22 protein-coding genes are annotated in these 25,463 nt (G+C 50.9%); 11 read left to right on the forward strand and 11 right to left on the reverse strand.

Going from position 1 to position 25,463, the window contains the following annotated elements:
• Positions 1-73: 73 nt before the first annotated feature.
• The 7 genes from WN56_RS12220 to WN56_RS12250 all read left to right on the forward strand — a co-directional run bounded on the left by WN56_RS12220 (position 74) and on the right by WN56_RS12250 (position 6,139).
• Positions 74-433, forward strand: coding sequence for a hypothetical protein (locus WN56_RS12220; RefSeq protein WP_046075275.1), 360 nt, complete (start codon positions 74-76; stop codon positions 431-433).
• Positions 434-481: 48 nt separating this feature from the next.
• The gene (locus WN56_RS12225) at positions 482-2,605 is read left to right on the forward strand and encodes a protein-disulfide reductase DsbD (RefSeq protein WP_046075276.1); all 2,124 of its coding nucleotides are present in this window, start codon (positions 482-484) and stop codon (positions 2,603-2,605) included.
• Positions 2,602-3,123 carry a protein disulfide oxidoreductase gene (locus tag WN56_RS12230; RefSeq protein ID WP_046075277.1) on the forward strand — a complete coding sequence of 174 codons (522 nt, stop codon included), beginning with the start codon at positions 2,602-2,604 and terminating at the stop codon, positions 3,121-3,123. Before WN56_RS12225 ends, WN56_RS12230 begins: the two co-directional genes overlap by 4 nt.
• 26 nt (positions 3,124-3,149) lie before the next feature.
• The gene (locus WN56_RS12235) at positions 3,150-3,881 is read left to right on the forward strand and encodes a DsbA family protein (RefSeq protein WP_046075278.1); all 732 of its coding nucleotides are present in this window, start codon (positions 3,150-3,152) and stop codon (positions 3,879-3,881) included.
• 119 nt (positions 3,882-4,000) lie between these two features.
• Positions 4,001-5,002, forward strand: a complete 1,002-nt coding sequence (gene dusC / locus WN56_RS12240) for a tRNA dihydrouridine(16) synthase DusC (RefSeq protein ID WP_046075279.1) — start codon at positions 4,001-4,003, stop codon at positions 5,000-5,002.
• Positions 4,990-5,628, forward strand: a complete 639-nt coding sequence (locus WN56_RS12245; RefSeq protein ID WP_046075280.1) for an SEC-C metal-binding domain-containing protein — start codon at positions 4,990-4,992, stop codon at positions 5,626-5,628. The genes dusC and WN56_RS12245 overlap by 13 nt, the downstream gene beginning before the upstream one ends.
• 4 nt (positions 5,629-5,632) lie before the next feature.
• Positions 5,633-6,139: a (deoxy)nucleoside triphosphate pyrophosphohydrolase gene (locus WN56_RS12250; RefSeq protein ID WP_052708076.1), complete on the forward strand. Its 507-nt coding sequence runs from the start codon at positions 5,633-5,635 to the stop codon at positions 6,137-6,139.
• On the opposite strand, the gene dsbB is transcribed toward WN56_RS12250, so the two are convergent.
• Both dsbB and nhaB read right to left on the reverse strand, forming a co-directional pair.
• A complete protein-coding gene (dsbB, locus tag WN56_RS12255) occupies positions 6,105-6,644 on the reverse strand; it encodes a disulfide bond formation protein DsbB (protein WP_046075281.1) in 540 nt (179 codons plus the stop codon). The two genes, WN56_RS12250 and dsbB, sit on opposite strands and share 35 nt — an antisense overlap.
• Before the next feature lie 88 nt (positions 6,645-6,732).
• Entirely contained in the window at positions 6,733-8,313 is a 1,581-nt protein-coding gene (nhaB, locus tag WN56_RS12260; RefSeq protein ID WP_046075463.1) for a Na(+)/H(+) antiporter NhaB, read from the reverse strand.
• Between the two features lie 409 nt (positions 8,314-8,722).
• On the opposite strand from nhaB, the gene fadR reads away from it, so the two are divergent.
• The gene (fadR, locus tag WN56_RS12265) at positions 8,723-9,574 is read left to right on the forward strand and encodes a fatty acid metabolism transcriptional regulator FadR (RefSeq protein WP_046075282.1); all 852 of its coding nucleotides are present in this window, start codon (positions 8,723-8,725) and stop codon (positions 9,572-9,574) included.
• A gap of 86 nt (positions 9,575-9,660) precedes the next feature.
• Here fadR and WN56_RS12270 read toward each other — a convergent pair whose 3' ends face one another.
• Genes WN56_RS12270 through WN56_RS12280 form a run of 3 tightly spaced genes read right to left on the reverse strand, consistent with a single transcriptional unit; the run spans position 9,661 to position 14,489 of the window.
• Positions 9,661-11,208, reverse strand: coding sequence for a SpoVR family protein (locus WN56_RS12270; protein WP_046075283.1), 1,548 nt, complete (start codon positions 11,206-11,208; stop codon positions 9,661-9,663).
• A gap of 41 nt (positions 11,209-11,249) precedes the next feature.
• Entirely contained in the window at positions 11,250-12,521 is a 1,272-nt protein-coding gene (locus tag WN56_RS12275; protein WP_046075284.1) for a YeaH/YhbH family protein, read from the reverse strand.
• 33 nt (positions 12,522-12,554) lie between these two features.
• Positions 12,555-14,489, reverse strand: a complete 1,935-nt coding sequence (locus WN56_RS12280) for a PrkA family serine protein kinase (RefSeq protein ID WP_046075285.1) — start codon at positions 14,487-14,489, stop codon at positions 12,555-12,557.
• 276 nt (positions 14,490-14,765) lie between these two features.
• On the opposite strand from WN56_RS12280, the gene WN56_RS12285 reads away from it, so the two are divergent.
• A complete protein-coding gene (locus WN56_RS12285) occupies positions 14,766-15,524 on the forward strand; it encodes a MipA/OmpV family protein (protein ID WP_046075286.1) in 759 nt (252 codons plus the stop codon).
• A gap of 52 nt (positions 15,525-15,576) precedes the next feature.
• Here the strand turns inward: WN56_RS12285 and WN56_RS12290 are convergent, their stop codons facing one another.
• From WN56_RS12290 to WN56_RS12300, 3 genes are all read right to left on the reverse strand, one after another.
• Complete coding sequence (locus WN56_RS12290) at positions 15,577-16,461, reverse strand: D-hexose-6-phosphate mutarotase (protein ID WP_046075287.1); 885 nt, start codon at positions 16,459-16,461, stop codon at positions 15,577-15,579.
• A gap of 138 nt (positions 16,462-16,599) precedes the next feature.
• On the reverse strand, positions 16,600-17,595 hold the full coding sequence (gene gap, locus WN56_RS12295; protein ID WP_046075288.1) for a type I glyceraldehyde-3-phosphate dehydrogenase: 996 nt from the start codon (positions 17,593-17,595) through the stop codon (positions 16,600-16,602).
• Between the two features lie 360 nt (positions 17,596-17,955).
• Complete coding sequence (locus WN56_RS12300) at positions 17,956-18,822, reverse strand: DUF2989 domain-containing protein (protein ID WP_046075289.1); 867 nt, start codon at positions 18,820-18,822, stop codon at positions 17,956-17,958.
• Positions 18,823-18,975: 153 nt separating this feature from the next.
• Between WN56_RS12300 and WN56_RS12305 the strand changes: the two genes are divergently transcribed.
• Positions 18,976-19,272 (forward strand): YeaC family protein, encoded by a 297-nt coding sequence (locus tag WN56_RS12305; RefSeq protein WP_046075290.1) that lies wholly within the window; start codon positions 18,976-18,978, stop codon positions 19,270-19,272.
• 61 nt (positions 19,273-19,333) lie between these two features.
• Here WN56_RS12305 and WN56_RS12310 read toward each other — a convergent pair whose 3' ends face one another.
• From WN56_RS12310 to sppA, 3 genes are all read right to left on the reverse strand, one after another.
• On the reverse strand, positions 19,334-19,996 hold the full coding sequence (locus WN56_RS12310) for a glutathione S-transferase family protein (protein WP_046075291.1): 663 nt from the start codon (positions 19,994-19,996) through the stop codon (positions 19,334-19,336).
• 122 nt (positions 19,997-20,118) lie between these two features.
• On the reverse strand, positions 20,119-21,132 hold the full coding sequence (ansA, locus tag WN56_RS12315) for an asparaginase (protein ID WP_046075464.1): 1,014 nt from the start codon (positions 21,130-21,132) through the stop codon (positions 20,119-20,121).
• Between the two features lie 131 nt (positions 21,133-21,263).
• Positions 21,264-23,153 (reverse strand): signal peptide peptidase SppA, encoded by a 1,890-nt coding sequence (gene sppA, locus WN56_RS12320; protein ID WP_046075292.1) that lies wholly within the window; start codon positions 23,151-23,153, stop codon positions 21,264-21,266.
• Between the two features lie 215 nt (positions 23,154-23,368).
• Between sppA and WN56_RS12325 the strand changes: the two genes are divergently transcribed.
• A complete protein-coding gene (locus WN56_RS12325; protein ID WP_046075293.1) occupies positions 23,369-25,381 on the forward strand; it encodes an NADPH-dependent 2,4-dienoyl-CoA reductase in 2,013 nt (670 codons plus the stop codon).
• Positions 25,382-25,463: the final 82 nt, after the last annotated feature.

A 25,463-nucleotide genomic window follows, 5' to 3' on the forward strand; every position in this document is an offset into this window, starting at 1 on the left:
CTATGGCGCAGACTCCCCCATTGTTTAATTTCTGTTGTTGGGCATAATGATGGCCAACTCGACAGGAGGTGACATGCAAAGGTACACGCGTCGTTCAAAAGCTGGCTGGGCCCTCGCCATTGCGCTTTGGGTACTGGCGGTGTGTGCTTTGCAAAACCAACTGAGTTGGCAATCAGGGGTACAAGCGACTTGCCAAGCAGTCAATATTAGTGACGTAGAGGGAGCAAAAAGCGCACTGGATAAAAAATGTGCGCTTTCCGAGCAATTAATGCATCCTTCTGCGTTGGCGTTAGACTGGCTACCATCACCGCTTTGGTGGCTGATTGTGTTACTTGCGGTGATGGCAACGTTCCGCCTCTTGGTGGTGTTACCCACCCATGACCCGCCTACCTATCGACGACGGCACCTTTGCTTATGTGTGTTCCGAGAATAAAGCGCCTTTTTCTCAATGGCGTCTTTATTTTTAACAAGGAACAGACTTATGAATCGACTCAATGACTATTGGCACGCTTTTAAACACGGTCATGTTTGGCAAGGCGTTGCTTTACTGCCGCTTTTGTTTTTGTGCTTACTGCTACTCAGCCCGGCGGTACGGGCCACTGCGCCTGATACAGGTTGGCTCAGTAACCCCGACCATCCACCCGTTAAGGCGCGCCTCGCCTTAACCGGACAAGGTCATCCACAGACTCAGCACCTCGATGGGTTGCTCTCTATCCGTTTACAAGGCGACTGGAAAACCTATTGGCGCTCGCCAGGTGAGGGCGGAGTCGCACCGGAACTTATCATCAACGACAGCCAAAACCTGGGTGATATTACCTGGCACTGGCCGGCGCCTAGTCGCCATGAGCTACTTGGCCTGACCATGCTGGGCTACAAAGGGCAGGTGACTTTCCCGCTGACCTTTGAGGTTGAAACCTGGCAACAGCCGGTTTCGCTCGATGCCACCTTGCGCTTGTCCTCGTGCACCAGTGTGTGTGTGATCACTGATTATCCTATCTCGCTCGACTTTACCCCGAGCACGCTTGAGGCGGATGGCGAGCGGATGTATCAGTTCAACCAAGCGATGAGTCAGGTGCCTAAGCCACTTCCCAGTGTGCAAATTGAATCCGCGGTGTGGGATGCCAACCAGCAACAGCTCGCGGTCACTGTGACTGGGAGCCAAGCTTGGCAGCAACCCGATATGCTGGTGGATGGTGATGCCGTTATCGATGATACCTTTGGCGTGCCCAGTATCCACCGTGATGGCGATACCTTGACCGCGACCTTTGATGTCACCAATTGGATTGAGCCCCCCAACCTTACCGATAAACCCATTCAAGTGACTGTCATGGATAAGCAGCTGCTGGCTGAGCACAGCACTACCGTGCGGGCGGGGAGTGTGGTTTCGCAAACCGGATTATCGATCTGGATGATTGGCGGTATCGCACTGCTAGGGGGATTGATCCTTAACGTGATGCCCTGTGTGCTCCCGGTGCTGGGCCTTAAGCTCAACAGTATCGTTGCCAACCCAGATGCGACACGTGGCACCATTCGTGGCCAGTTTTTGGCGTCAGCCGCTGGGATTCTGGTGTCCTTTTGGGCGATTGCTGGGTTGTTAATGATCTTAAAACTGACGGGGCAAGCCGTGGGTTGGGGGATCCAGTTCCAAAGCCCGATATTTATTGGGGTGATGACGCTGGTGATTTGGCTGTTCGCCCTGAGCTTATTTGATGTGCTGCGTATTGATTTACCGCCCAGTTGGCAGACGTGGCTAGCGACACGTGGTGGTCACACCCGTAGCGGGCATTTTGTTCAAGGCGTGTTTGCCACATTACTGGCCACACCGTGTTCGGCCCCTTTCCTCGGCACGGCCGTGGCGTACGCGCTGGGTGGGTCGTTGACGGCGCTTTGGCTGATCTTTACCGCGCTCGCGGTTGGTATGGCGCTACCGTGGCTGCTGGTCGCCGCTTTTCCAGGGCTGACGCGCGCATTACCCAAGCCTGGCCCGTGGATGAATCATGTCAAACGGGTCTTTGCGCTGTTGCTGGCCGGCACCACGGTGTGGCTATTCTGGCTGTGGATGCCGTACCTCGGTGTGTTAGGCGCAATCTTAATGGGGACGCTGTTGCTGGCTGCCAGTATCTGGCTGACGTATCGTGCCCTCGGCAAGATGGCTGCAATTAAAGGCGCGGCAGGACTGCTGCTGGTCATCGTGCTGGGGCTTATCGGCGCATCATTGACAGCACAGCGGTGGGCAACGCCGCTCAATCCTGACCCGGATTGGGTGAGTCTGGATGAAGCCGCGATCGATCAAGCGGTGGATCAGGGCAAAGTGGTGTTTGTTGATGTGACGGCGGATTGGTGCATTACCTGTCATGCCAACAAAGTGGGAGTGATTCTACAATCCCCCGTGTATGACGCCATCACCGCGCCGAATGTGGTGACGATGCAAGGAGATTGGACCCGTCCGAGTGATAGCGTGACTCAGTATTTGCAAAAGCACCAGCGTTATGGTGTGCCGTTTAACATTGTCTACGGCCCCGGTGCACCAGAAGGGATCCCCTTACCCGTCATTTTGACTGACAAGGCGGTGATGGCGGCCATTGAGCAGGCGAAAACGCCATGACGGCCAAGCAAACAAAACGGTCTTGGCGTATGCGGGTCAAACGCGGTGCGCGTGACCTGTGCTGGCTCACCGTGTTTGTACTGATATCTAGCACCACAGTGGATTGGTGGCGAAGCCGCGATATCGATACCAGTGAGGTCCCCGTCGCGTCAATGCGTCTGCTGGATGGCCGCCAACAGGATTTGGTGGCGATGTCGCAAGACGAACCCGTGCTTGTCTATGTATGGGCAACCTGGTGCGGGGTATGCCGTTTTGTGACCCCCTCGGTAGATTGGTTAAGTGGTCATGCGCAGGTGGTCTCGATCGCGTTACGCTCAGGCTCAAACAAACACATTGCCGGATACCTTGCGCATCATGGTTATGATTTTCCTGTCGTGAACGATCAAAGCGGGGCGCTTTCTAACGCATTTGCGGTGAAAGTGACGCCGACCGTGATGGTGGTCGAGCAAGGAGAAATCACATCAATAACAACAGGCTTCACAACACCGTTTGGCCTATGGTTAAGGCTGGTGTTATGAATTTACATTTATCAAAAGGAAACCCAATGTCCTTATCTCGCTATATCGCCCCACTGTGGGCTCTACTGCTTTTAGCGCTGCCGGTCAGTGCCCACGCGTTGTCGGATACGGAGCAAGCACAACTGGATGAGATTGTCAGCTTGTTAGAAGAGAACCCCAAACTGATCGCCAACCTCAACCAGAGTTTGCAAAAGTTTGTTGAACAGCAAAAAACGTTAAAGGAAAACCTTGCCGCACGTCGTGACTGGTTTGAATCGGACACCCACAGCTGGATTGGTGCTGAGAACCCTGAGGTCACCGTGGTGAACTTTATGGATTACAACTGCCCATACTGTAAAAAACTGGAAGAAGAATTGCAGAAACTGGTGGCCGCGCATGACGATGTCAAGGTGATTAATATTGCTGTACCACTCAAACAGCAGAGTATCGAATCGCTCGGCACTAATTCCGCGGTGTATGCGATGAACGTGTGGCTAGAACAGCCACAGACATTTGCGCAGGTCCATGAATTATTGATGAAAAAGCGCGGTATGCATGATGCGCGCTCGTTAGAGAAAATCGCGCAGAAAACCGGTACCGAAGCATTGCTTGCCGGCAAAGAAATGACCGGAAAAGCGGTCGCAGAGAACTATCGCGCGTTTGTTGAGTTAGGGCTAAGAGGTACGCCCGCGATGATCATTGGCGATCAGGTCGCGCCCGGCTATTTGCCTTATCCACAGCTCGAAGCCATGGTTGAAGCGGCGAGAGCCGAAGGCTAAGCCCTTATCGGCGTCGCTAACGCGTTGAAAGCCAGTCCTATTGCGACTGGCTTTTTTTGTTAGCTGCGCTTTGGTGTAAAAGCTGGCAAAATAGCGCGCCTTAACGGTAAAGGTACGGCATGAGTCACACGAATTATCAATCCCCACGCATTGTATTAGGCCCGATGGAAGGTGTCCTCGACCCCTTAATGCGCAAGTTGCTCACGGAGATTAATCACTACAGCCTCTGTGTCACTGAGTTTGTGCGCGTGGTTGACCAACGCTTGCCGGAAAAAGTCTTTCATCGCTTTTGTCCTGAGTTAGCGCATGGGGGCACCACGACGGCGGGGACCCCGGTTCGTGTACAGCTATTGGGCCAAGATCCAACGGCGATGGCGAGTAATGCCGTCCGCGCGATCCAACTTGGCTCGCAAGGCATTGATATCAATTTTGGTTGTCCGTCGAAAACGGTGAATGGCAACCGTGGGGGCGCGGCGTTGCTCAAAACCCCGGAGCACATGTTTGATGTGGTTAAAGCAGTGCGCGATACGGTGGATCCTGCCTATACGGTGAGCGCCAAAATACGTCTTGGCTTTAATGATCTTGATGATTACTTGTTCATTGCCGAGGCCGTGGCAAAGGCAGGCGCTGATGAGTTAGTGGTTCACGGACGTACCAAGCGCGATGGTTACAAAGCGGGTACCATTCGTTGGGATTTAATTGCTGACATTAATCAACACGTGCCCATCCCAGTGACGGCCAATGGCGATATTTGGCACCGTGAGGATGCGCTGCGCTGCCAAGCCCTCACCGGCTGCAACACCTTAATGGTATGTCGTGGAGCGTTAAATATGCCTAATCTCGGTCAGCATATCCGTGATAACGTCGCGCCCATGCCTTGGCCTGCGGTGCTAGCATTGCTGGTTCGCTATACCGAGCAAGAACGCCAAGGTGATAAGGCGCAGTATTTCCCCAACCGCATCAAGCAATGGTTCAAGTATTTGCGCCAATATTATCCCCAGGCTGATGCCTGCTTTAAGGTGATTCGCGTTCTTAATCGCGCCGATGAGATAGTGCGTGCACTCGATAAAGCACGTGAACAAACAGAATTGATGACACAGGAAAGCTTATGTCAACACTAGTGACGCTCTCTGAGCACTGGGACGGTATGCCTGCCAGCTTTGTGGAAGGTGCACTGCTGGCCGCGAACATTTGTCCGGCTCCTTTAGACCCTGACACTTGGCTGTCGGTATTAGTGACCGCAGGGGTAGAAGACGACGAGGAGGCGGCCGGTCTCCATCCAGACGATAAACAGTCAGTGCTGGCGCACCTCGAGCAGCAATATCACGCCTTGATGCGTAATGATTATGTATTGCCGGATAGCTTGATGTTGTCGATGCGCGGTGAGCACGCCCAAGCTTTCGCCGAGGGTTTTTTAGCGGTGTGGCCCTATGTTGAGCCACACTGGCACGATGTGAGCATGAATGATGGCAGTCGCCGGATGTTATCCGCCTTAGTCACTAGCATGCTGCTGCTACACGATGAAGCAGGCACGTTAGCGCAGATGAAAGAGGTTGGCATTGATGTTGAGCCGGGCCAATATATGGATCAACTGGATTTAATGATCCAAGACGTGGCGAAAGCGGCGGATGAAGCGCAACAAGGCACGCATGGTGCGCACCAGGTTAACCCATTTAAGTCGATAGGTCGCAACGATCCTTGCCCATGTGGCAGTGGCGCCAAGTTCAAAAAGTGCTGTGGGCGTTAATGACATGAAATCGTTAAAACAATCCTCGCCAATACGTGTTGTGGCCGGCGTTGCCATGCGCGACAAGCAAGTGCTGGTGGCCCAACGGCAGCCAGATGCGCAGTTTATTAGTTGGTGGGAATTTCCTGGCGGCAAAGTCGAGCAAGGTGAGACTGACCAGCAGGCTCTCAAACGCGAGTGGCGTGAAGAATTTGGGGTAGAGATCCATGTCGGGGCACCGATTGTGGAAACCGAATTCGATTACGGCGACAAGGTGATCTTATTGTGCAGTTTTTGGTGTGACATCCTTGATGGACCGCCTGTGCTACACCAACATCAGGCCATCTATTGGTGTGAGCCTCATCGCCTTGATGCTGGGGTTTTTAGTGGCGCAGATCGCCCCTTAATCAAGTTGCTTTGTGAGCGGTTCAACCGCGTCGCAAGGAGCGAAAGCGCCGATGAAGCCGACGCTATCTTGCACGATCCGTCACCCGCCATTATGAAAAAATGCGGCGTGGAGGACGGCCAATAAACTGGGCAATTACCACTAGCGCCCAGACAACTAACATCGCGGAAAAGATCCCCACTAGCCATTGGGGCATCGACCAGCCTAGCCACTGCCACACCACTTTGCTGCAATCACCGTATGCTTCAAAGACGGATGGCAGCCATTGGTTGAGTGGCGCCCGAGTAGGGAAGTTCACCACCACATCGCAGGTGGCACCGAACAGTTGGTTCGGATCAGGAAATTGATAACTGACGTGCTCTAATGAGAGCTTGAGCGCCCACCCAGCTGTGACGCCATAGCCAAGCAAGCCGAGAGTACGCCAAAAAGGATCGTTGGGCGCGATTAAACCCAGCAAGGCAGCCACGCCAATTCCAAATAGGGCAACGCGTTCATAAATACACATCACACAAGGTGCCAGCCCTTGATAATGTTGAAAGTAAAGCGCGGTGGCTTCCAGCCCCACAACGCATAGAAGCAACAACAGCCAGGACGCTCGGCTGCGAGAAAACTGGTTTAAGGCGCGCCACATAACTCACTCCTGATAAAAAACAAGGCCCTATATTGAGAGCCTTGCTATTCAATCGTTTGTTGAGACGAAGGTCAATGATAGAAGTGCGTTAGTGAGCGCTCGGTATGGCTTGCTGGCCCATGTGGATGGTTTCGGAAATCCAACCTTGGTGTAGCATCCACTCGGTAGCGGGCACCAAGAAAAACTCAATGCCAATCACGCCCAATACGCCCATGACAATGGTATAAGGCAAAGCCATATATACCATGCGCCCGTAAGAAAGGCGCAGCAGCGGCGCGAGGGTTGAGGTGAGTAAGAATAAGAAAGCCGCTTGGCCATTGGGCGTGGCGACCGAGGGTAAGTTGGTGCCTGTGTTAATCGCAACGGCTAACATATCGAATTGCTCGCGGCCAATCACGCCATTGAGCAGGGCGGTTTTCACCTCGTTGATATACACGGTGCCGACAAACACGTTATCTGACACCATAGAAAGCAGGCCATTGGCGATATAAAACATGGTCAATTGCAAATGCCCGTCCAGTGACAACACGAGATCAATCACCGGTGTAAATAAGTGCTGGTCAATGATTACTGCGACCACAGAGAAAAAGACCGCCAATAGCGCGGTGAATGGCAGCGCTTCTTCAAAGGCTTTACCGATATGGTGCTCATCGACGATGCCCGTAAACGCGGTGGCAAGGATAATGATACTTAAGCCAATTAAACCGACGGCGGCCAAATGTAAAGCCAATGCAGTGATCAGCCAAACAGCAATGAGTGCTTGTACCACCAACTTGGCGACATCCTGTGGTGTGCGTTTGGCCCGCTGTGCGTTATCGTATCCCACCAAAATTTTTAATACGTTTTGCGGTAGGTGTGCGCCATAGCCAAACCAGCCAAACTTTTCGACCAGCGCACAGGTCAGCAAGCCGGCAAAGAAAACCGGTAGCGTGACCGGAGACATGCGTAAAATAAACTCGCCAAAATGCCAGCCGGCTTGGTCAGCTATGATCAGGTTTTGCGGCTCGCCGACCATGGTCATCACCCCGCCTAGTGCGGTACCCACGCCAGCATGCATTAGTAGGCTGCGCAAAAACGCTCGATAGTTTTCCAAATCGTTGCGACTAAGCTCGTCGCTTAAGCTTTCATCCGAGGTATGATCATGGCTAGCGCCGAACTCTTTTCCGGACGCGACGCGGTGGTAAATGGAGTAAAAGCCCACGGCGACACTGATCACCACGGCAATCACGGTTAAGGCATCCAAAAAGGCAGAGAGCGCCGCCGCCGCGCCACAAAAGGCCAATGATAAGGCGATTTTCGATCGGATGCCCAACAGGATTTTGGTGAAAATAAACAGCAGTAGCTGTTTCATAAAATAGATCCCGGCCACCATAAAGACGAGGAGTAGCAGAACCTCAACGTTGGCCACTAATTCATGTTTGACTTGTGCGGGACTGGTCATGCCGATGGCGACCGCTTCAATCGCTAATAAGCCACCGGGTTGCAGCGGGTAGCATTTCAGAGCCATCGCGAGGGTGAAAATAAACTCGACCACCAGTAGCCAGCCAGCGATAAAAGGGTCGATCGCGAAAACAATTGGGTTAAGGATCAAAAAGCCAACAATGGCTAGTTTGTACCAATCAGGTGCTTTGCCGAGAAAATTCTTAAGAAACGCAGTTCTGAGTGTCATGGTCTTCGCCATAGTGAAAGTCTCATTGTTATCTATGCCTACCTAGCGCGCGGATGGGCGAGTAACGTGCACCGACACAAACGCCCAATCGGCGAATGGATGCATGGGCACAGTAAGAGGGTGACAGATATCAGTGACGAAGGGTTATCGGGACGTATGGTTTAACCACAATACGTAGATGGATAGCTTCGTCACGCATAAGTGTGCGCTAGTTTGCCCCAGACATATTTTGTTACATCTTGTGTGGATCAGTTTTGCGATTTATGCCCAGTTTTTCATTGATCTGGTACAAAAAGATAGCAGATGTCACGCGATATCCCGTGATCTCACTCAGCGGTTTCTGCCGGTGGCGTCTAGTGGTATGATGAGTTATTAATCAAAGCAAGAAGCAAATTGGAATTTAGATTCAATGGTTATAAAGGCGGATAGCCCAGCAACATTTGCTGAAAAATATATAATTGAAAGTATTTGGAATAATCACTTTCCTAAAGGGTCCATTTTACCTGCAGAGCGTGAACTGTCTGAACTGATTGGGGTCACTCGCACCACCTTACGTGAAGTGTTGCAGCGCCTGGCGCGTGATGGCTGGTTAACCATTCAACATGGCAAACCAACACGCGTAAATGATTATATGCGTACATCAGGACTGAGTATTCTTGATACGCTGGTCACCCTAGAGGGGCAAGATGTGCATGGTGTGCTTGAGGACTTACTCGCGGCGCGCACCGACATCAGTGGCGTGTACATGCGTTATGCAGCGAAAAACCGTGCTGATGACTGCTTAAACCTTATTGACCATGTGATTAAACGTTGTGAGCAAGTGCTTGAGTGCGAAAGCTTTGAGCAGTTCTTGGGACTTATCGATGAACAAGGTGAAGTCTTAAAAGACGTTAAAAAGATCCAGGACAAATACGGTAAGCAAGATCCCGCCTTGTGCGAGCGCATTTGTATGGGGCGCGCGTTTAATCACTTTGACTATCGTTTGTTCCAAGGGATGGCGCATTTTTCTGGCAACAAGGTGTATGTGTTAACCATCAATGGCATGCGTCAGATTTATTCGCGTGTGGGCGGATATTACTTTATGGATCGCCGCGCCTGTGAAAATGCATTGAGCTTTTACAATGACTTACGTGATATGATAGCCAATAATCAGCACCCAATGATTGGCGATCGAGTCAAACAATACGGACGTGAGTGCGGTGGCTTGTGGTTTAGTAACCGTGAAACGATTGCGGCACATATGGCTGAAGAAGAAGCCTAACGCGATCCAATGAGTGAAACCATGTGTATAAGAAAAGCCGCCATGCTGATGACCATGGCGGCTTTTTTATGGATGGCTCGACAAGGTTAGTGGCTGCCCATCAAGATGTCAGGATCAAACTGCGGCCGCTTGGGGCAGCTACTCAGTATTTTTCCGCGTCCTTCACTGGTTTCCTCTTCGAGGATCACTTCAAACCCCCACAGCCGATGGACGTGCTTGAGCACCTCTTCATAAGACTTCGCGAGTGGGATCCGGTTATGAGGGACATAGCGAAGCGTGAGTGAACGGTTGCCACGTAAATCGACATCGAAGACTTGAATATTCGGTTCGCGATTACTGAGATTGTACTGCGCGGAGAGATCTTCACGTAATTGGCGATAACCTTGTTCATTATGAATACTGGTCACTTCAATGTAGCTTTGCCGGTCATCGTCATTGACGGCAAAAAACTTCATATCCCGCATTACTTTAGGCGAGAGAAACTGACTGATGAAACTTTCATCTTTAAAGTTGGCCATCGCAAAATGAACGGTGTCGAGCCAGTCTTTCCCGGCGATATCAGGAAACCAGTACTTATCCTCCTCAGTGGGATTTTCGCAAATGCGACGAATATCTTGGAACATGGCAAACCCGAGTGCGTAGGGGTTAATGCCGGAATAGAACTGACTGTTGTAAGGCGGTTGTGCCACCACATTGGTGTGGCTATGTAAAAACTCCATAATAAAGCTATCAGTCACCAACCCCTCATCATAAAGGTGATTCAGGATGGTGTAGTGCCAAAATGTCGCCCAGCCTTCGTTCATCACCTGAGTTTGCTTTTGCGGGTAAAAATACTGGCTGACCTTGCGCACTATCCGCACGATTTCTCGCTGCCATGGCTCAAGCAGTGGAGAGTGCTTTTCAAAAAAATACAACAGGTTCTCTTGTGGCTCGGCAGGGAAACGGCGTTTTTCTTCTTCTTGCTCTTTTTGGCCACTCGGGATGGTCCGCCAGAGTTCATTGACTTGCGTTTGCAGGTAGTCTTCTCGGGCTTTTTGGCGTGCTTTTTCTTCAGCAAGAGAGATCTTTTGTGGCCGCTTATAGCGATCGACCCCATAGTTCATCAGGGCATGGCAGGAGTCGATCAGGTTTTCTACTTCTGCTAGGCCGTACTTTTCTTCACATTCACTGATGTAATTTTTTGCAAACAGCAAGTAATCAATAATGGAGCCTGCGTCTGTCCAAGTTTGAAACAGGTAATTGCCTTTGAAAAAGGAATTGTGGCCATAACAGGCGTGTGCCATCACCAGCGCTTGCATGGTGATGGTGTTTTCTTCCATCAAATAAGAAATACACGGATTGGAGTTAATCACTATCTCGTACGCGAGCCCCATGTACCCGTGTTTGTAGTTGCGTTCGGTCTCGATAAATTTTTTACCAAACGACCAATGATTGTAATTGATGGGCATCCCGACGCTTGAGTAAGCATCCATCATTTGCTCAGCGGCAATGATTTCGATTTGGTTTGGATAAGTATCCAGCTTGTAGTGTTCAGCGACGCGTTTGATTTCCTTGTGATACTGCTCGAGCAGGTCAAAGGTCCAATCGGGTCCATCATGAAGTGGAGTGTTACGTTTACCTTTGGTGACAGCCATACCATGTCTCCCTGATAAAATACGTCTATGCCGGTATGGCGTCAGGCTTCGACCTGACGCTTAAACAATTCGCGGAACACGGGGAAAATTTCCTCCGCTGAGCGAATGTTTTGCATTGCAAAGTTGTCATGGCTTTGCGCCAACGCCTCATATTCACGCCACAGTGTTTGATGCGCGCGGCGGGTGATTTCGATATAGGCGTAATAACGGCTGACCGGCAACAGAGTGTTTTGCAGTAGTTCTCGGCAACCGGGTGAGTCATCGGCCCAATTATCGCCATCCGAGGCTTGTGCCGCATAGACGTTCCATTCTGTCGGGTCATACCTATCTTTGATGATTTCATCCATCAGACGTAGGGCACTGGATACAATTGTGCCGCCGGTCTCCTGTGAGTAAAAAAACTCGTGCTCATCGACTTCTTTCGCCTGCGTGTGGTGGCGAATAAAGACCACCTCCACGTTTTTATAGGTGCGTGTAAGGAAAAGATAAAGCAGGATATAAAACCGTTTCGCGATATCTTTGGTCGCTTGATCCATCGAGCCGGACACATCCATTAAGCAAAACATCACGGCTTGGCTACTCGGCTGTGGCCGCTTTTCGTAGTTTTTATACCGTAAGTCAAAGGTATCGATGAACGGAACCGCGGCGATTTTGCGCTTCAATGCCGTGATTTCTTCTTCGAGTCGTTTCACTTCAAGTGGTTGTGCAGGCTCGGCCTCGCGCACGCGCTCAAGCGCCTCTTCAAGCTCTGCCAGCTCTCGGCGTTTGCCGGCTGACATCGCCGTGCGTCGTGCCAGTGAGTTTTGTAGTGAACGTACAATGGCAATATTCGAGGGCACCCCATTTGAGGTGTACCCCGCGCGATGCGTTTTGTACTCCACCATTTTATTCATTTGGTTTTTCTTCAGGTTCGGAAGCTCAAGATCCTCGAACAAGAGATCCAAATATTCGTCTTTTGATATTTGAAAGACGAACTCATCTTGACCTTCGCCATCAGGACTGGCTTGTCCTTCTCCGGCACCGCCCCCTTCGCCACCAGGGGGACGAGCGATACGATCCCCTGGGCTAAACTGATCATTACCAGGGTGGACAGCATCACGCTGTCCCCCTTTGCCTTGGTGGAAAGTCGGTTCACGAATGTCACGAGAAGGGATAGAAATATCCTCTCCACTTTCAACATCCGTGATCGAGCGGTTGTTGACGGCGTCAGCAATGGACTCTTTAATTTGCCGCTTGTGTCGGCGTAAAAAGCGTTGTCGATTGACAGTGCTTTTATTTTTGCCATTGAGACGACGATCAATAAAATGCGCCATATCTCTCTCCCGTCATCTGCGTCAGCCCGAGGGCTACGATGATTTACGCACGCGCAAATACCACTCTGCGAGCAAGCGAACTTGCTTGCGGGTATAGCCTTTTTCCATCATACGAGCGACAAAGTCGTCGTGTTTCTTCTGCTCTTCGCTCGACGTTTTGGTATTGAAGGAAATCACTGGAAGCAAATCTTCGGTATTGGAGAACATCTTCTTCTCAATGACGGTTTTCAACTTCTCATAGCTGGTCCAAGCTGGGTTTTTGCCTTCGTTATTGGCGCGCGCGCGGAGGACAAAGTTGACGATTTCGTTGCGGAAATCTTTTGGATTACTGATACCAGCGGGCTTCTCGATTTTTTCCAGTTCCGCATTGAGCGCTGAGCGATCAAACAATTGACCTGTGTCTGGATCGCGAAACTCTTGGTCTTGAATCCAGAAATCAGCATAGGTGACATAGCGGTCAAAAATATTTTGCCCGTACTCTGAGTAGGACTCGAGATACGCGGTTTGAATTTCTTTGCCGATAAACTCGATATATTTGGGGATCAAGTAGCCTTTTAGGTGCTCAAGATAGCGTTCAGCGATCTCTTGCGGAAACTGCTCACGTTCAATTTGCTGTTCCAGCACATAAAAAAGATGCACGGGGTTTGCGGCGACTTCTGCGTGGTCAAAGTTAAAGACTCGCGACAAGATCTTGAACGCAAAGCGTGTCGAGAGCCCGTCCATCCCTTCATCGACCCCAGCAAAATCGCGATACTCCTGATAGGACTTGGCTTTGGGATCCGTATCTTTCAAGGTTTCGCCATCATACACGCGCATTTTTGAATAAATGCTAGAGTTTTCAGGATCTTTTAGCCGTGAAAGCACAGAGAAGCGCGCCAATATATCCAGTGTGCTGGGTGAGCAAGGCGCATGGCGTAGCTCACTGGAAGACAGCAGCTTATTGTAGATTCGAATTTCGTCTGACACGCGCAAGCAATAGGGCACTTTGACGATATAGACACGGTCGAGGAAGGCTTCGTTGTTTTTGTTGTTGCGGAACGATTGCCACTCGGACTCGTTTGAGTGTGCGAGAATGATGCCATCAAATGGCAGAGCCGATAGGCCTTCTGTCCCGTTATAGTTGCCTTCTTGGGTGGCGGTCAATAACGGGTGGAGCACCTTTATAGGCGCCTTGAACATTTCGACGAACTCCATCATCCCTTGGTTGGCGCGACACAGCGCACCAGAGTAGGAGTAGGCATCAGGATCGTCTTGTGAATAGTGTTCAAGCTGACGGATATCAACTTTACCCACCAGTGAAGAAATATCTTGGTTGTTTTCATCCCCAGGTTCTGTTTTGGCCACCCCGACTTGGTTGAGAATCGATGGGCGCAGTTTCACCACTTTAAACTGGCTAATGTCCCCACCAAACTCTTTCAACCGCTTCGCCGCCCAAGGTGACATAATATGGCGAATATAACGATGGGGAATATCGTACTCTTTCTCGAGTAGATGGCCGTCTTCCTCGGCATCAAACAGACAAAATGGGTGATCGTTCACTGGACTACGTTCGCCGTTCGCCGTCAACACGTAGATAGGCATTTGCTGCATCAAGCTTTTCAGTTTTTCAGCCAAGGACGACTTACCGCCCCCGACCGGGCCCAGCAAATAGAGAATTTGTTTGCGCTCTTCCAACCCTTGGGCGGCGTGCTTGAGGTAAGAGACGATTTGCTCAATCGAGTCTTCCATGCCATAAAAGTCTTCAAAGGTTTTATAGCGGGAAATCACTCGGTTGGAAAAAATACGGCTGAGTCGAGGATCAAGCGAGGTATCAATCTTTTCAGGTTCGCCAATTGCCATCAGCAAACGCTCTGCCGCGTTGGCATACGCGCCGCGATCCTCTCGGCAAAGATCCAAGAATTCCTGAAGGCTCATTTCCTCGTCTTTCGCTTCTTCGTAACGCTGACGATAGTGATCGAAAATAGTCATGGTCCTGCCCCCTAAATCGTCTAATAACTCAAAAAGAAAAGGTGCAAAATTGGCTGAATGGTCCCTTTCCTTTTAATAAGGTTAGACCTGATTTGCCGATTTTGCGTGAAAGAATTGTTTGTTTTTTCGATAATTTTTGTTGCCGTATCCGTACACTTGTCTTGTCAAGATATTGACAGCTGGCGTTCAAGCGAGTGAGGTATGCTAACGGTGATAGTTTTACCCGTTAGGGCGATTAGGCTGACGGTTGCCAGCCGTCAAACAAGAAGGGAATAGATGATGAACATAGCGAGAGAAACGGCTTGGGTCGCTTGCGCCTTTATGCTAGCCACCGGCAGTGCTTACGCGGAGACGCGTGTTTCTGCTGGTGTGATAGGCGCATTTTCACCTCAGGTCTATAAAGACACGGATACCGACCCGCTTGTGGTCCCCACGGTCAATGTTGATACCGACCATTTTTATTTTCGCGGGCTGACGGCAGGTGCAAGGCTAGCCCCGAAAGATTCAACACACAATCTTGTTTTATCAGCGACCTATGATCCACGCCGTTTTGACCCCGCCGATACCGATGATCCGCAACTGAGCCAGCTCGACAAACGTGATACGTCGATTGTGGCGGCGTTAGCTTATCAGTACCACTCGCCGATAGGTCGTTTCCAGGTGCTGGCTGGGGAAGGCGTCACGCATGACAGAGACGGGGTGTATGGCGAAGTAAGCTGGAAATATGGCTTTAACCACGCTCGTTGGGGCGTATCACCGGAAGTGGGTTACTCCTATAACAGCCATGAGCTCAATCAGCATTTGTATGGGATCAGCGAAGACGAAGCGGCACGGTCGGGGTTATCTGCTTATGAGCCGGGTTCGGCTGGCCATTATTTTATTGGTGCCAGTGGTTATTTTATGCTGACTGAGCGTATTCAGCTAATGGGTGGTGTGCGCTACACCAATTTGGATGATGATATTGCCGATAGCCCAATGGTGGATCAATCTACCGCCGCGTCGGGTTACTTGGGGGTAAACTATATTTTTATGTAGTTTTACCCATTAAAACAGGCCGCTTGGGTGTAAAGCGGCCTGTGACGCGCGCTTAGCTTGAGTGGCGCTCATCCATTAACCGGGTTGCTAACGTGTAGCTTTGTCCTGGATGGACAACTTGTGTGGGCTGTTCAATCGCCGCTTCAACACAGACAAATTTGAGGTATCCGTTATCGTCCATATCCGCCATCTGAATGGACGCCGCTTGGCCTGGATTCCAGACGACGGCGCTGGTTGCCCCTTGGTTGTTGACCTTGAGACGGCGGTTTCCCACGGGATCGGTTAGGGTGAGGGTGTTGTTAGCCCCCGTATAAATCCTATCAACTGGCTCCTCGAAGGTCACTTTCCCCGTCGCTGGCACGGCGTTGCCTGCCGCAAAGTTATCAAGATACTGACAACCGAGCCCTTCCACGTTGGCTTGCTCGCTATCTTCTACCGCAAGGTAGCTGTGCAAGGCGCCACCCATGGCCCAAGCGTGTTGATCTGTATTGGTCACCGTTAAGGCAATGTCGGCGTGATGAGTTAGCGTAAAGGTCACTGTCGCCTGAAAACAATGTGGCCATAGTGCTCGCGAGGCGTCTGAGTCGGATAACTGCAGCTGAATGGTGACGCCTTTCGCTGTTTCTTCAATGTTCGCTAACTGCCACATTTGACGGCGAGCAAAGCCATGAGAAGGTTGACCGGTGTGACCAAACCATGGCCAGCAAATGGGGACGCCACCTCGTAAGGGGGTGTTGGCATCATAGATAGCGTTATCACTCATCCAAGTCAGTGACTTTTCACCTGCAGGAGCAAACGTGATGAGGTGTCCGCCGAATAGGCTAATAGTGGCTGAACACGCAGGGTGAGTAACACGAAGAATCGGAACGGACTGGCGATAGCACAGATCGACAGATGCAGAAAGTTGACGCTCAACATGCAGAGTGGGAGAAGTCATAGCCTGATCCTCTTGGGTAAGTGTTCCTTAATCAGTTATCGAAGACACGTTCACAGAAAGCGTGGTCCCGAGTCATGGGGCCTGATAAACAAAAGGCGGCCAATGGCCGCCTTTACGTTGGATAGGGTTACATGCGCATTACTTAGCGATGTGTGCAACCAGATCCAATACTTTGTTTGAGTAGCCGATTTCGTTGTCGTACCAAGAAACCACTTTCACGAAGTTGTCAGTCAGTGCGATACCTGCTTTGGCATCAAATACTGATGTTTGTACTTCGCCGATGAAGTCTTGAGAAACCACGGCATCTTCGGTGTAACCTAGAACACCTTTCAGCTCACCTTCAGACGCTTCTTTCATCGCCGCACAGATTTGGTCGTAAGACGCTGCTTTGTCAAGGTTTACAGTCAGGTCAACAACAGACACGTTGGCAGTTGGTACGCGGAACGCCATACCAGTCAGTTTGCCGTCTAGTACTGGCAATACTTTACCAACCGCTTTTGCAGCACCGGTTGAAGATGGGATGATGTTCTGAGAAGCACCACGGCCGCCGCGCCAGTCTTTCGCAGACGGACCATCAACGGTTTTTTGCGTCGCAGTGGTGGCGTGAACTGTGGTCATCAGGCCAGATACGATACCGAACTTGTCGTTCAGTACTTTCGCGACAGGTGCTAGGCAGTTGGTGGTGCAAGAAGCGTTAGAAACGATGTCTTGACCCGCGTAGTCGTTGTGGTTAACACCCATAACGAACATTGGCGTCGCATCTTTAGATGGGCCGGTTAGAACCACTTTCTTCGCACCCGCTTGGATGTGTTGACGCGCGGTTTCGTCAGTTAGGAAGATACCGGTTGCTTCAGCAACAACGTCAACACCCACTTCATCCCACTTAAGGTCTGCTGGGTTGCGCTCTGCAGTGACGCGTACGGTTTTACCGTTAACGATAAGGTTACCACCTTCTACTTCAACTGTGCCGTTGAAGCGACCGTGGGTTGAATCGTACTTCAGCATGTAAGCCATGTACTCAACGTCGATAAGATCGTTGATTGCTACCACGTCGATGTCGTTACGCTCGACAGATGCACGGAATACGAAACGGCCGATACGGCCAAAACCGTTAATACCTACTTTGATAGTCATTATGTTGCTCCACAACTTAATTTCTAGTGAGATGAAACTGGTAGTAAAATTACAGAATAGGACCCCGCCATGCAAGGGTAATCGCAGCCAAAATTGTTTAAAGTCAAAAAAAAGTACGGATTTTTTTTACATCGCCTAAACATTTGACGCCCTTGCGGCCATGTCTGTATGCGCTTTAACCGCGAGCGATTAACGCATCGGCTGCAGACACGGAGCGACTGCTGGTAATTGTTAGCGTAGAAGTAGAACCGCGATCGTGAAAGTTAAACTGGTATGACAAGCGATAGTCGGGAACAAAGGCGGCCTCATCCGTGCAGCATGCGGGTACAAGGGCTGCACGGAAGTGGTGAGGCTAGCTGTCTACGAGGATGCTTGAGTCTCTTTGTCGATTGCTTGTAGCAAGGTTGCTTCGAACTCACCGTCTTCGATGGCGGCGGCGATCTCGAACGCCAGACGTTGTAGCGATTTTTGCTGCTGCTCTGTCAATGGATAGAGCCGAGCGAGGCGATCACCGCGCGCAATCGGAAGATTGTAACTTTCCCCCACTTTTGCCCACAAGTAAGCATGTTCAAAGCGTTTTAGCGCATGATTAGTGGTCGCCAGTGACTTAATTGCTTCTGGGATCACCTCTTTGCGAACCGTGTCATTCTCACCGTCATAAAGCGACAATGCATGGAGTAGGATCTCTACCGTTTTCGCTTTGTTGCGTGACACATAATAGGTGGCAAGTCCGAGCTGCAATTGTGGCGTTTCGAGGTGGCGTGTTCCCTCTAGCTTTAAAAACTGTGGTAACGCACTGTTATCGCCTTGAGACCAGCGATAGTAAATCACGGGCGGTTGGTAAGATTCTTTCAGTTCGTTCTCTAGTCGCTCAATGGCGTCGTAAGCATGATATACCGCCTCGGTACGCTTAGTTTTGCGTTCTTTTAAGGTGGTGGGCTCAATTTCTGCCACCAGTTCCATGCAGCGCAGGTAGACTTTGGTTTGTTTAAGCTCGGCCAGCTTGTTCATATCGGTGGGGTTTTGATAGACAGATAAGCGATCGAAAATCAAATCAGAGCGCTCAAATCGGCATTGCCCATCACCGGTGTTCAGTCCTGCACATAGCTCTGGGTGGGTTTCGCAGACTTGATTCGTGGTCGGTTCACCTTCACAGCCGGCGAGTAGCAGTAAACTCGCAATCAGACCCAATGGGTAAAAACAACGCGTGAGTAATCGTAAATCCATGGTTTATCGTATCCTGAGTCAGTTGCGATGAGTATACGTGATCTTTGAGTGTAGTTGATGGTCTAAAGCGTGATAAAGCGCACTGAACCAAGCATGCCGTCCACCCATCAAGTTCAGGCATAATAGTCTAATGAGGATCGCCAAGAGGTAATCATGGATATTGAACAAGTGTTAAAGGCAATGACGCCTGAAGTATATGATCGGTTGTGCTATGCCGTGGAGACGGGCAAATGGCCAGACGGTACCAGCTTGAACCAAGCGCAACGCGACCAAGCCTTGCAAGCCGTTATGTTGTATCAATCACGTCACAACAGCCAGCCCCAACACATGACCGTCGCGAAAGGGGGCAATGTGACGTGGAAATCGAAAGCGGAACTGAAGCGTGAATTCGCTCGTCCAGACGAAGCTCGGATTGAGGTTACGACTCAGGACAGTCACACAAAGCACTAGCGATCAGCGATCACGGCGATGGCCGCATCTATCATTGAATCGGCCATTAGCGTGCTGATACCTAGATCGTCGCTAGGCTAATCGGGCTGGCGAAAAACGGCGTCAATTGATGATTTTCTTCCTGCGCATAGGCATTGAACAAAGGGTGTTGGTCGAGGGCTGAGAGGTAATCACTCAGTGCGGCGAATCGGTCGTCCAGCACCAATCCTGCCATTTTTGCGCAACGAAACAGACTCCACACACTGATACTCGCCATCGTCACTGTCTGGGTGGGCATTGCCTTTACCTGCTCACCTAAATATTGGCAGCATGCGGGTAATGTTTGCAGGGCTTGGTTCACCGCTTGATGATCCACCGTTTTGTCTAAAATATGCCCGCGTACTACCCGCTGATAAAACAAGGTATCTGTGATTAAGGGATCAAGCTGATAGCGACAAAACCATTCAATCCAGCGAATCTCGGCGCGATGGGTGGGGTTACCGGGATAAAGCAGCGGATCAGGATAGGCATCATCTAGGTAGGCCGTAATCACTGTGTCTTGGTAAATGGTATGTGATGCTTCGGCGAGCGCGACCACCGTTTGCATCGGTGGGTGATGAATGACACGTTCATGCGCCTCAAAGGGCGAGGTAGGCGCGAGTTGATAGGTGAGATGTTTCAATCTCAATGCGAGTGCGATCTTCCTTGTATGCGGCGACAATGAGTCACCATGTAATACCCTCATTTTGCGCTCCTTTGAGTGGCAACCAATATAAAATGATTGGCTCTGTCTATACGTTAGCAAATAAAAACGCCGGCAACCTTGCCGGCGTCACACACTGAGTGATTTGCTTGGATAGCAACGCATCAGTAATAGCTGAGTTCACCGCGGAGATCTTTTTGTACCAAGGTACGCAGGGTCTCGAACGGCAAGGACTGACTAAGCAGGAAATGAAGCTTAGCCAACGCCGCTTCTGGCGTCATGTCGTAGCCGCTCAATACGCCAGCGTCAGCCAATGCACAGCCTGTGGCATAACCGCCCATATTCACGCGTCCCGCCAAACACTGGGTCAAGTTAAGCACCAAGACGCCACGATCGGTGGCTTGTTTGAGCAAGTCCAGTAGTTCGGGCTGCTGGGGCGCATTGCCCACCCCAAAGGTTAACAAAATCATGGCATTGACCGGCTGCTTGAGTGCGTTTTTCACCACATCGGGAGAGATTCCGGGGTACATCATGATCACCGCAACCGGTTGATCATTGATCGTATGCACTTTAAACGGGCCGACGGATGGCTGGTTAAGCTTATCTGCTTTTACCTCGATATGAATGCCGGCTTCAAGCAGCGCGGGTAGGTTGGGCGAGGTAAAGGCATTAAAGCCATCGGCATGGGACTTGGTACTGCGATTGCCACGTAATAACTGGTTATTGAAAAACAAGGTCACTTCATTGACCGGATAATTGGCCGCAATATGAAGTGCATTTAATAGATTGGCTTGCCCGTCTGAGCGTAACTCTGCGATCGGAATTTGCGAGCCGGTCACGATCACTGGCTTTTCTAGGTTTTCAAGCATGAACGACAGGGCTGACGCGGTGTAAGCCATGGTGTCGGTACCATGTAAGATCACAAAGCCATCGTACTGATGATAATTCTCGCCAATATCGTCCGCAATCCGTTGCCAATCCGTTGGCGTCATATCCGATGAATCAATGAGTGGTTCGTACTCATGAATAGTAAAAAGCGGCATTTCTGGACGATGGAATTCGGGCATTTTCTCCAATTGTTGTTGAAGAAAACCTGACACAGGGACATACCCATGATCGGATTTTTGCATACCGATCGTGCCACCTGTGTAAGCGATATAAATGTGTTTACGTTCCATCATGTCAAATCTGCATTAAATGAGCGTGGGCACAGTATACATGTAACGATTACATCGATAACACCGAGCGGCACACAGAATAGAAGAAAAACAGGAAAAAGCCCTGACTGTATGGTCAGGGTTAGTCGATTTTATTGGTACTGACAGTTCAAGCAGAATAAGTAACGCCCTTGCGGGTCGTTAAATTTTTCCAACAAGGTCAATGACTGCCACTGTGGTGACGACGCCAGTTGTTGCGCTATCGATGGCATGTTCGCCTGGACCGTCTTACCAAGCGCACTCGCACTTTGTCCGAGCATGTCATTAATAAACTGCTCGAAGGGTGTGAGTGGCTGCTGCATCCAATCGAGCTGGTAGTTCTCAATGCCAGCGAGTTCGGCAGCGGTTGATACCGCATCGTCAAAGTCACCTAACTTATCCACTAGGCCGAGATTCAATGCGTCTTGTCCCGTCCAGACGCGGCCTTGCGCGACCTGATCGGCTTGTTCCATCGACATGTTACGGTGGTTACTGACAACGGAGAGGAAGCGGTGATAGCCGTGCTCGATGCCGAGTTGCATGATTTCTCCTACCTCATCAGGGAGCGCGCGAGTCAGCCCCACTCCGGCAAACGGGGTGGTGCCCACACCATCCGACTGGATACCCAAATCATCTAGCGTGTTCTCAAAGGTGGTGAATAGGCTAAAAATACCAATTGAACCAGTGATCGTCGTCGGTTGGGCAATGATTTGGTCGGCACTGGCCGATAACCAATATCCACCGGAAGCGGCGACGCTTGACATGGAAACCACCACGGGTTTGCCTGCCTCACGCAATGCATCCACCTCATTACGAATGACTTCAGAGGCGAAAGCGCTGCCTCCCGGGCTATCAACACGTAGCACCACGGCTTTAACACTGTTGTCTAGGCGCGCATCGCGAAGCAAGGCTGCGGTGGTATCCCCCCCCACCGTACCCGGGCGTTGTTGCCCGTCCATGATGGGGCCGCTGGCGACGACGACGGCAATGTTATTGTTGCCTGGCAAGCTAAACCCATTTTGTATCTTCGGCAGGTAATCGTAATAACCTGTGTATTCAAAGCTGTCTTTGCCATCGCTCCCGAACGTCTCGGCGAGATAGCGACGGATTTGCTGGCGTGTCATTAACTTATCAACGATTCCCACGTCTTTAGATAACGCGGCGAAGTCACCTTCGAAACGGCGTAATCGCGTGAGGAGTTGCTCAGCGCTGGGAGACAGCATATCGGCTTTGATACCGCGGTTCTCCGCGACATCGCGCACATACGCATCCCACAGCTGAGATAGCCAGGCTTGATTCGCCTCGCGGGCGGGATCAGACATGTTGTTGCGCGTGTAAGGCTCAACAAACGATTTATACGTCCCTACACGGAACACATGGGTAGAGACATCCAATTTATCGAGTAAGTCCTTCCAGTAAAGGTTGTAGCTGCCATAGCCTTGCAGCATCACCATGCCATCAGGTGACATCAACACTTCATCGGCATAGCTGGCCAAATAGTACTGGCTTTGGCTATAGGTGCCGCCGATGGCAATCACGGGTTTGCCACTCTCTTTAAACGTATTGAGGGCTTTGGCGATATACCTCAGCTTGGTCAAGCTGGTGGACGGCATGTCGCCTAGGCTGAGTACAATCCCATTGATATGCTCGTCGGTGGCGGCATGGCGTATGGTGTCGACAATGTCAAACAACACATTTTCACTTTCAACCGGCTGGCCGAGCGCGTTGCGCGACAGCGTATCAATTGGGCTAAGCCGTTGACGCTGTTCAACAATCGGGCCATCAATATTCAGCAAAAGCGCGCGTGGCTCGGGATCAGACTGTGCCACCTTCACGGACTCTGCCTCTTTTTTGGGCGTTAGGGGTGTTTCTGAGGTGAGCGCAAAGTAGATGGCAACAATCACGCCTATGAAAAGGACGTTTAACAAAAGCTGCCGCGCGAAACTGAGCGCACGCCACAGCCATTTAAAAAGGGATGCAATAAAGCGGAACAGTTTTTTCATACTTGAGTCCATCGGTGCATGTCGCTGATATCCTAGCTGATCAGAGCCAAGAGCGATAGGTGCTAGCGATTGTCGATATACGCTAATACTGGGTGAAAGTCCTACCTAGATCATAAATCGCGACACCATGTTGCTAACTTGTAAACGAATGTTTGAAATCACGTATCTGTCAGCGCTATAGTCTGGTCAGACCACAAACAATAAGTGAGCAAGCAATGGAACAGCACCCTTATCCCCACATGCTAGCCCCACTCAACCTTGGGTTTACCACCCTAAAAAATCGGGTCCTAATGGGCTCTATGCATACTGGGCTTGAAGAAGCAAACGATGGTTTTAAAAAGCTAGCGGCCTTCTACGCCGAGCGTGCGAAAGGCGATGTAGGGTTGATTGTCACAGGTGGCTTCTCGCCCAATTTTCGCGGTCGCTTGACCCCATTTAGCGCGCAATTTAGCTCCGGACGCGCGGCACGTGCACATCGTGCCATCACTGAAGCGGTCCATGCCAATGGCGGGAAAATTGCGCTTCAGCTTCTCCATGCGGGGCGTTATGCCTTTCATCCTTTCGCGCAAAGTGCGTCAGCCATTCGCGCGCCTATCAGTAAATTCACCCCGTTTGAAATGAGTGAGCGGGCGATTTGGCGCACGATTAAAGCCTTTGGTCGCAGTGCCGCGCTCGCCCGAGAAGCGGGCTATGATGGCGTCGAGATCATGGGATCGGAAGGATATCTCATCAACCAATTTTTCTGTCATCGCGCCAATCGTCGGTATGACCAGTGGGGCGGGGCGGTTGAAAATCGAATGCGCTTTGCCGTTGAAGTGATGCGTGCGGTCCGTCAGGCTGCTGGCGACGACTTTATCGTGATATTCCGCCTATCGATGCTGGACTTGGTCGAGCAAGGCAATACCTTCGAGGATGTGGTTGCCTTAGCCAAAGGCCTTGAACAAGCGGGCGTGACCATTATCAACACGGGGATCGGTTGGCATGAAGCGCGCGTGCCCACCATTGCCACCCAGGTACCACGTGGTGCGTTTAGCTGGGTGACCGAAAAACTTAAAGGTGAAGTGTCGGTGCCCTTGATCACTTGTAACCGCATTAATACACCGGAGGTCGCCGAATCGATTTTGGCGAGCGGGCAGGCGGACATGGTATCGATGGCACGGCCATTTTTGGCCGATGCGGAGTTTGTTGCCAAAGCTAAGGCGGGACAGCCGGATGACATCAATACGTGTATTGCTTGTAACCAAGCCTGCTTAGATCACGTGTTCAAAGGAAAACGGGCAAGCTGCCTGGTGAACCCGAAAGCCTGTTACGAAACGGAACTGGTGGCGACGCCTGTTCGGCAAGTGAAACGAGTAGCGGTGATTGGGGGAGGCATGGCAGGGATTAGCTGTGCCACCGAAGCGGCTGAGCGGGGTCATGACGTGACCCTATTCGAAAAGTCGGATCGTCTAGGCGGGCAATTTAATTTGGCGATGGCCATTCCAGGAAAAGAAGAGTTTAAAGAAACCATTCGCTATTACCTTCGAAGGCTAGAAAAAGCGGGGGTGACGGTGACACTCAATCAGTCTGTGGATGTGGACGCCTTGCGCGAATTCGACGACATTGTTATCGCAACAGGCGTCAAACCGCGTCGCCCCGCGATTGAAGGTATCGACCATCCAAAAGTGATTGATTACCAAACGTTTATTCGCGAGAAGCCAGCCCTTGGCAGCCATGTAGCCATCATTGGTGCGGGAGGCATTGGGGTCGATGTTGCTACCATGATCACCGAGCCCAGCGATCAAAGCTTGGATGATTGGCTTAAAGAGTGGGGCATTGATAAAACCATAAGCCACGAAGGCGGCTTGTATCCTGGCCATGATACCCATAGCGATAAGCAGGTGTGGGTGCTACAGCGCCGCGAGGGACGTGTTGGCAAAGGGCCGGGCAAAACCACTGGCTGGATCCATCGTAAAACCTTGCAAAAACGGGGTGTGAATCTTGTAGGAGGGGTGACCTATCACAAAATTGATGATGAGGGGTTGCACGTCAGTATCAAAGACGAGGCGCACTTGATTCCTGCCACTGAGATCATCTTGTGTGCAGGGCAAGAGTCCGTTAACCAGCTCGCTGAGCAGTTGGATGAGGCGAAGGTGTCTTACCATTTGATTGGCGGCGCAGAGCATGCGGGCGAATTGGACGCGAAACGCGCGATTCGCCAAGGGATTGAAACGGCGTTGGCACTCTAAATCCATACTCTTTGCACGATTTTATCTGTTCACGGCTGTGTTAATCTATTGTAACCGAGTTATACATGGCCGTTTAACGGCA

Source organism: Salinivibrio sp. KP-1 (assembly GCF_000968645.1).
GTDB lineage: Bacteria > Pseudomonadota > Gammaproteobacteria > Enterobacterales > Vibrionaceae > Salinivibrio > Salinivibrio siamensis.

Bases quoted from the DNA above. Each gene is read 5' to 3' on its own strand.
- WN56_RS12285 (WP_046075286.1), top strand. From the start codon at position 14,766: ATGATGAACATAGCGAGAGAAACGGCTTGGGTCGCTTGCGCCTTTATG.
- dsbB (WP_046075281.1), bottom strand. From the start codon at position 6,644: ATGTGGCGCGCCTTAAACCAGTTTTCTCGCAGCCGAGCGTCCTGGCTG.
- WN56_RS12245 (WP_046075280.1), top strand. From the start codon at position 4,990: ATGTCAACACTAGTGACGCTCTCTGAGCACTGGGACGGTATGCCTGCC.
- WN56_RS12225 (WP_046075276.1), top strand. From the start codon at position 482: ATGAATCGACTCAATGACTATTGGCACGCTTTTAAACACGGTCATGTT.
- WN56_RS12270 (WP_046075283.1), bottom strand. From the start codon at position 11,208: ATGGCTGTCACCAAAGGTAAACGTAACACTCCACTTCATGATGGACCC.
- WN56_RS12280 (WP_046075285.1), bottom strand. From the start codon at position 14,489: ATGACTATTTTCGATCACTATCGTCAGCGTTACGAAGAAGCGAAAGAC.
- gap (WP_046075288.1), bottom strand. From the start codon at position 17,595: ATGACTATCAAAGTAGGTATTAACGGTTTTGGCCGTATCGGCCGTTTC.
- WN56_RS12310 (WP_046075291.1), bottom strand. From the start codon at position 19,996: ATGAGGGTATTACATGGTGACTCATTGTCGCCGCATACAAGGAAGATC.
- WN56_RS12250 (WP_052708076.1), top strand. From the start codon at position 5,633: ATGAAATCGTTAAAACAATCCTCGCCAATACGTGTTGTGGCCGGCGTT.
- fadR (WP_046075282.1), top strand. From the start codon at position 8,723: ATGGTTATAAAGGCGGATAGCCCAGCAACATTTGCTGAAAAATATATA.
- WN56_RS12275 (WP_046075284.1), bottom strand. From the start codon at position 12,521: ATGGCGCATTTTATTGATCGTCGTCTCAATGGCAAAAATAAAAGCACT.
- WN56_RS12230 (WP_046075277.1), top strand. From the start codon at position 2,602: ATGACGGCCAAGCAAACAAAACGGTCTTGGCGTATGCGGGTCAAACGC.
- WN56_RS12235 (WP_046075278.1), top strand. From the start codon at position 3,150: ATGTCCTTATCTCGCTATATCGCCCCACTGTGGGCTCTACTGCTTTTA.
- WN56_RS12305 (WP_046075290.1), top strand. From the start codon at position 18,976: ATGGATATTGAACAAGTGTTAAAGGCAATGACGCCTGAAGTATATGAT.
- ansA (WP_046075464.1), bottom strand. From the start codon at position 21,132: ATGGAACGTAAACACATTTATATCGCTTACACAGGTGGCACGATCGGT.
- WN56_RS12220 (WP_046075275.1), top strand. From the start codon at position 74: ATGCAAAGGTACACGCGTCGTTCAAAAGCTGGCTGGGCCCTCGCCATT.
- WN56_RS12290 (WP_046075287.1), bottom strand. From the start codon at position 16,461: ATGACTTCTCCCACTCTGCATGTTGAGCGTCAACTTTCTGCATCTGTC.
- nhaB (WP_046075463.1), bottom strand. From the start codon at position 8,313: ATGACACTCAGAACTGCGTTTCTTAAGAATTTTCTCGGCAAAGCACCT.
- WN56_RS12325 (WP_046075293.1), top strand. From the start codon at position 23,369: ATGGAACAGCACCCTTATCCCCACATGCTAGCCCCACTCAACCTTGGG.
- dusC (WP_046075279.1), top strand. From the start codon at position 4,001: ATGAGTCACACGAATTATCAATCCCCACGCATTGTATTAGGCCCGATG.
- WN56_RS12300 (WP_046075289.1), bottom strand. From the start codon at position 18,822: ATGGATTTACGATTACTCACGCGTTGTTTTTACCCATTGGGTCTGATT.
- sppA (WP_046075292.1), bottom strand. From the start codon at position 23,153: ATGAAAAAACTGTTCCGCTTTATTGCATCCCTTTTTAAATGGCTGTGG.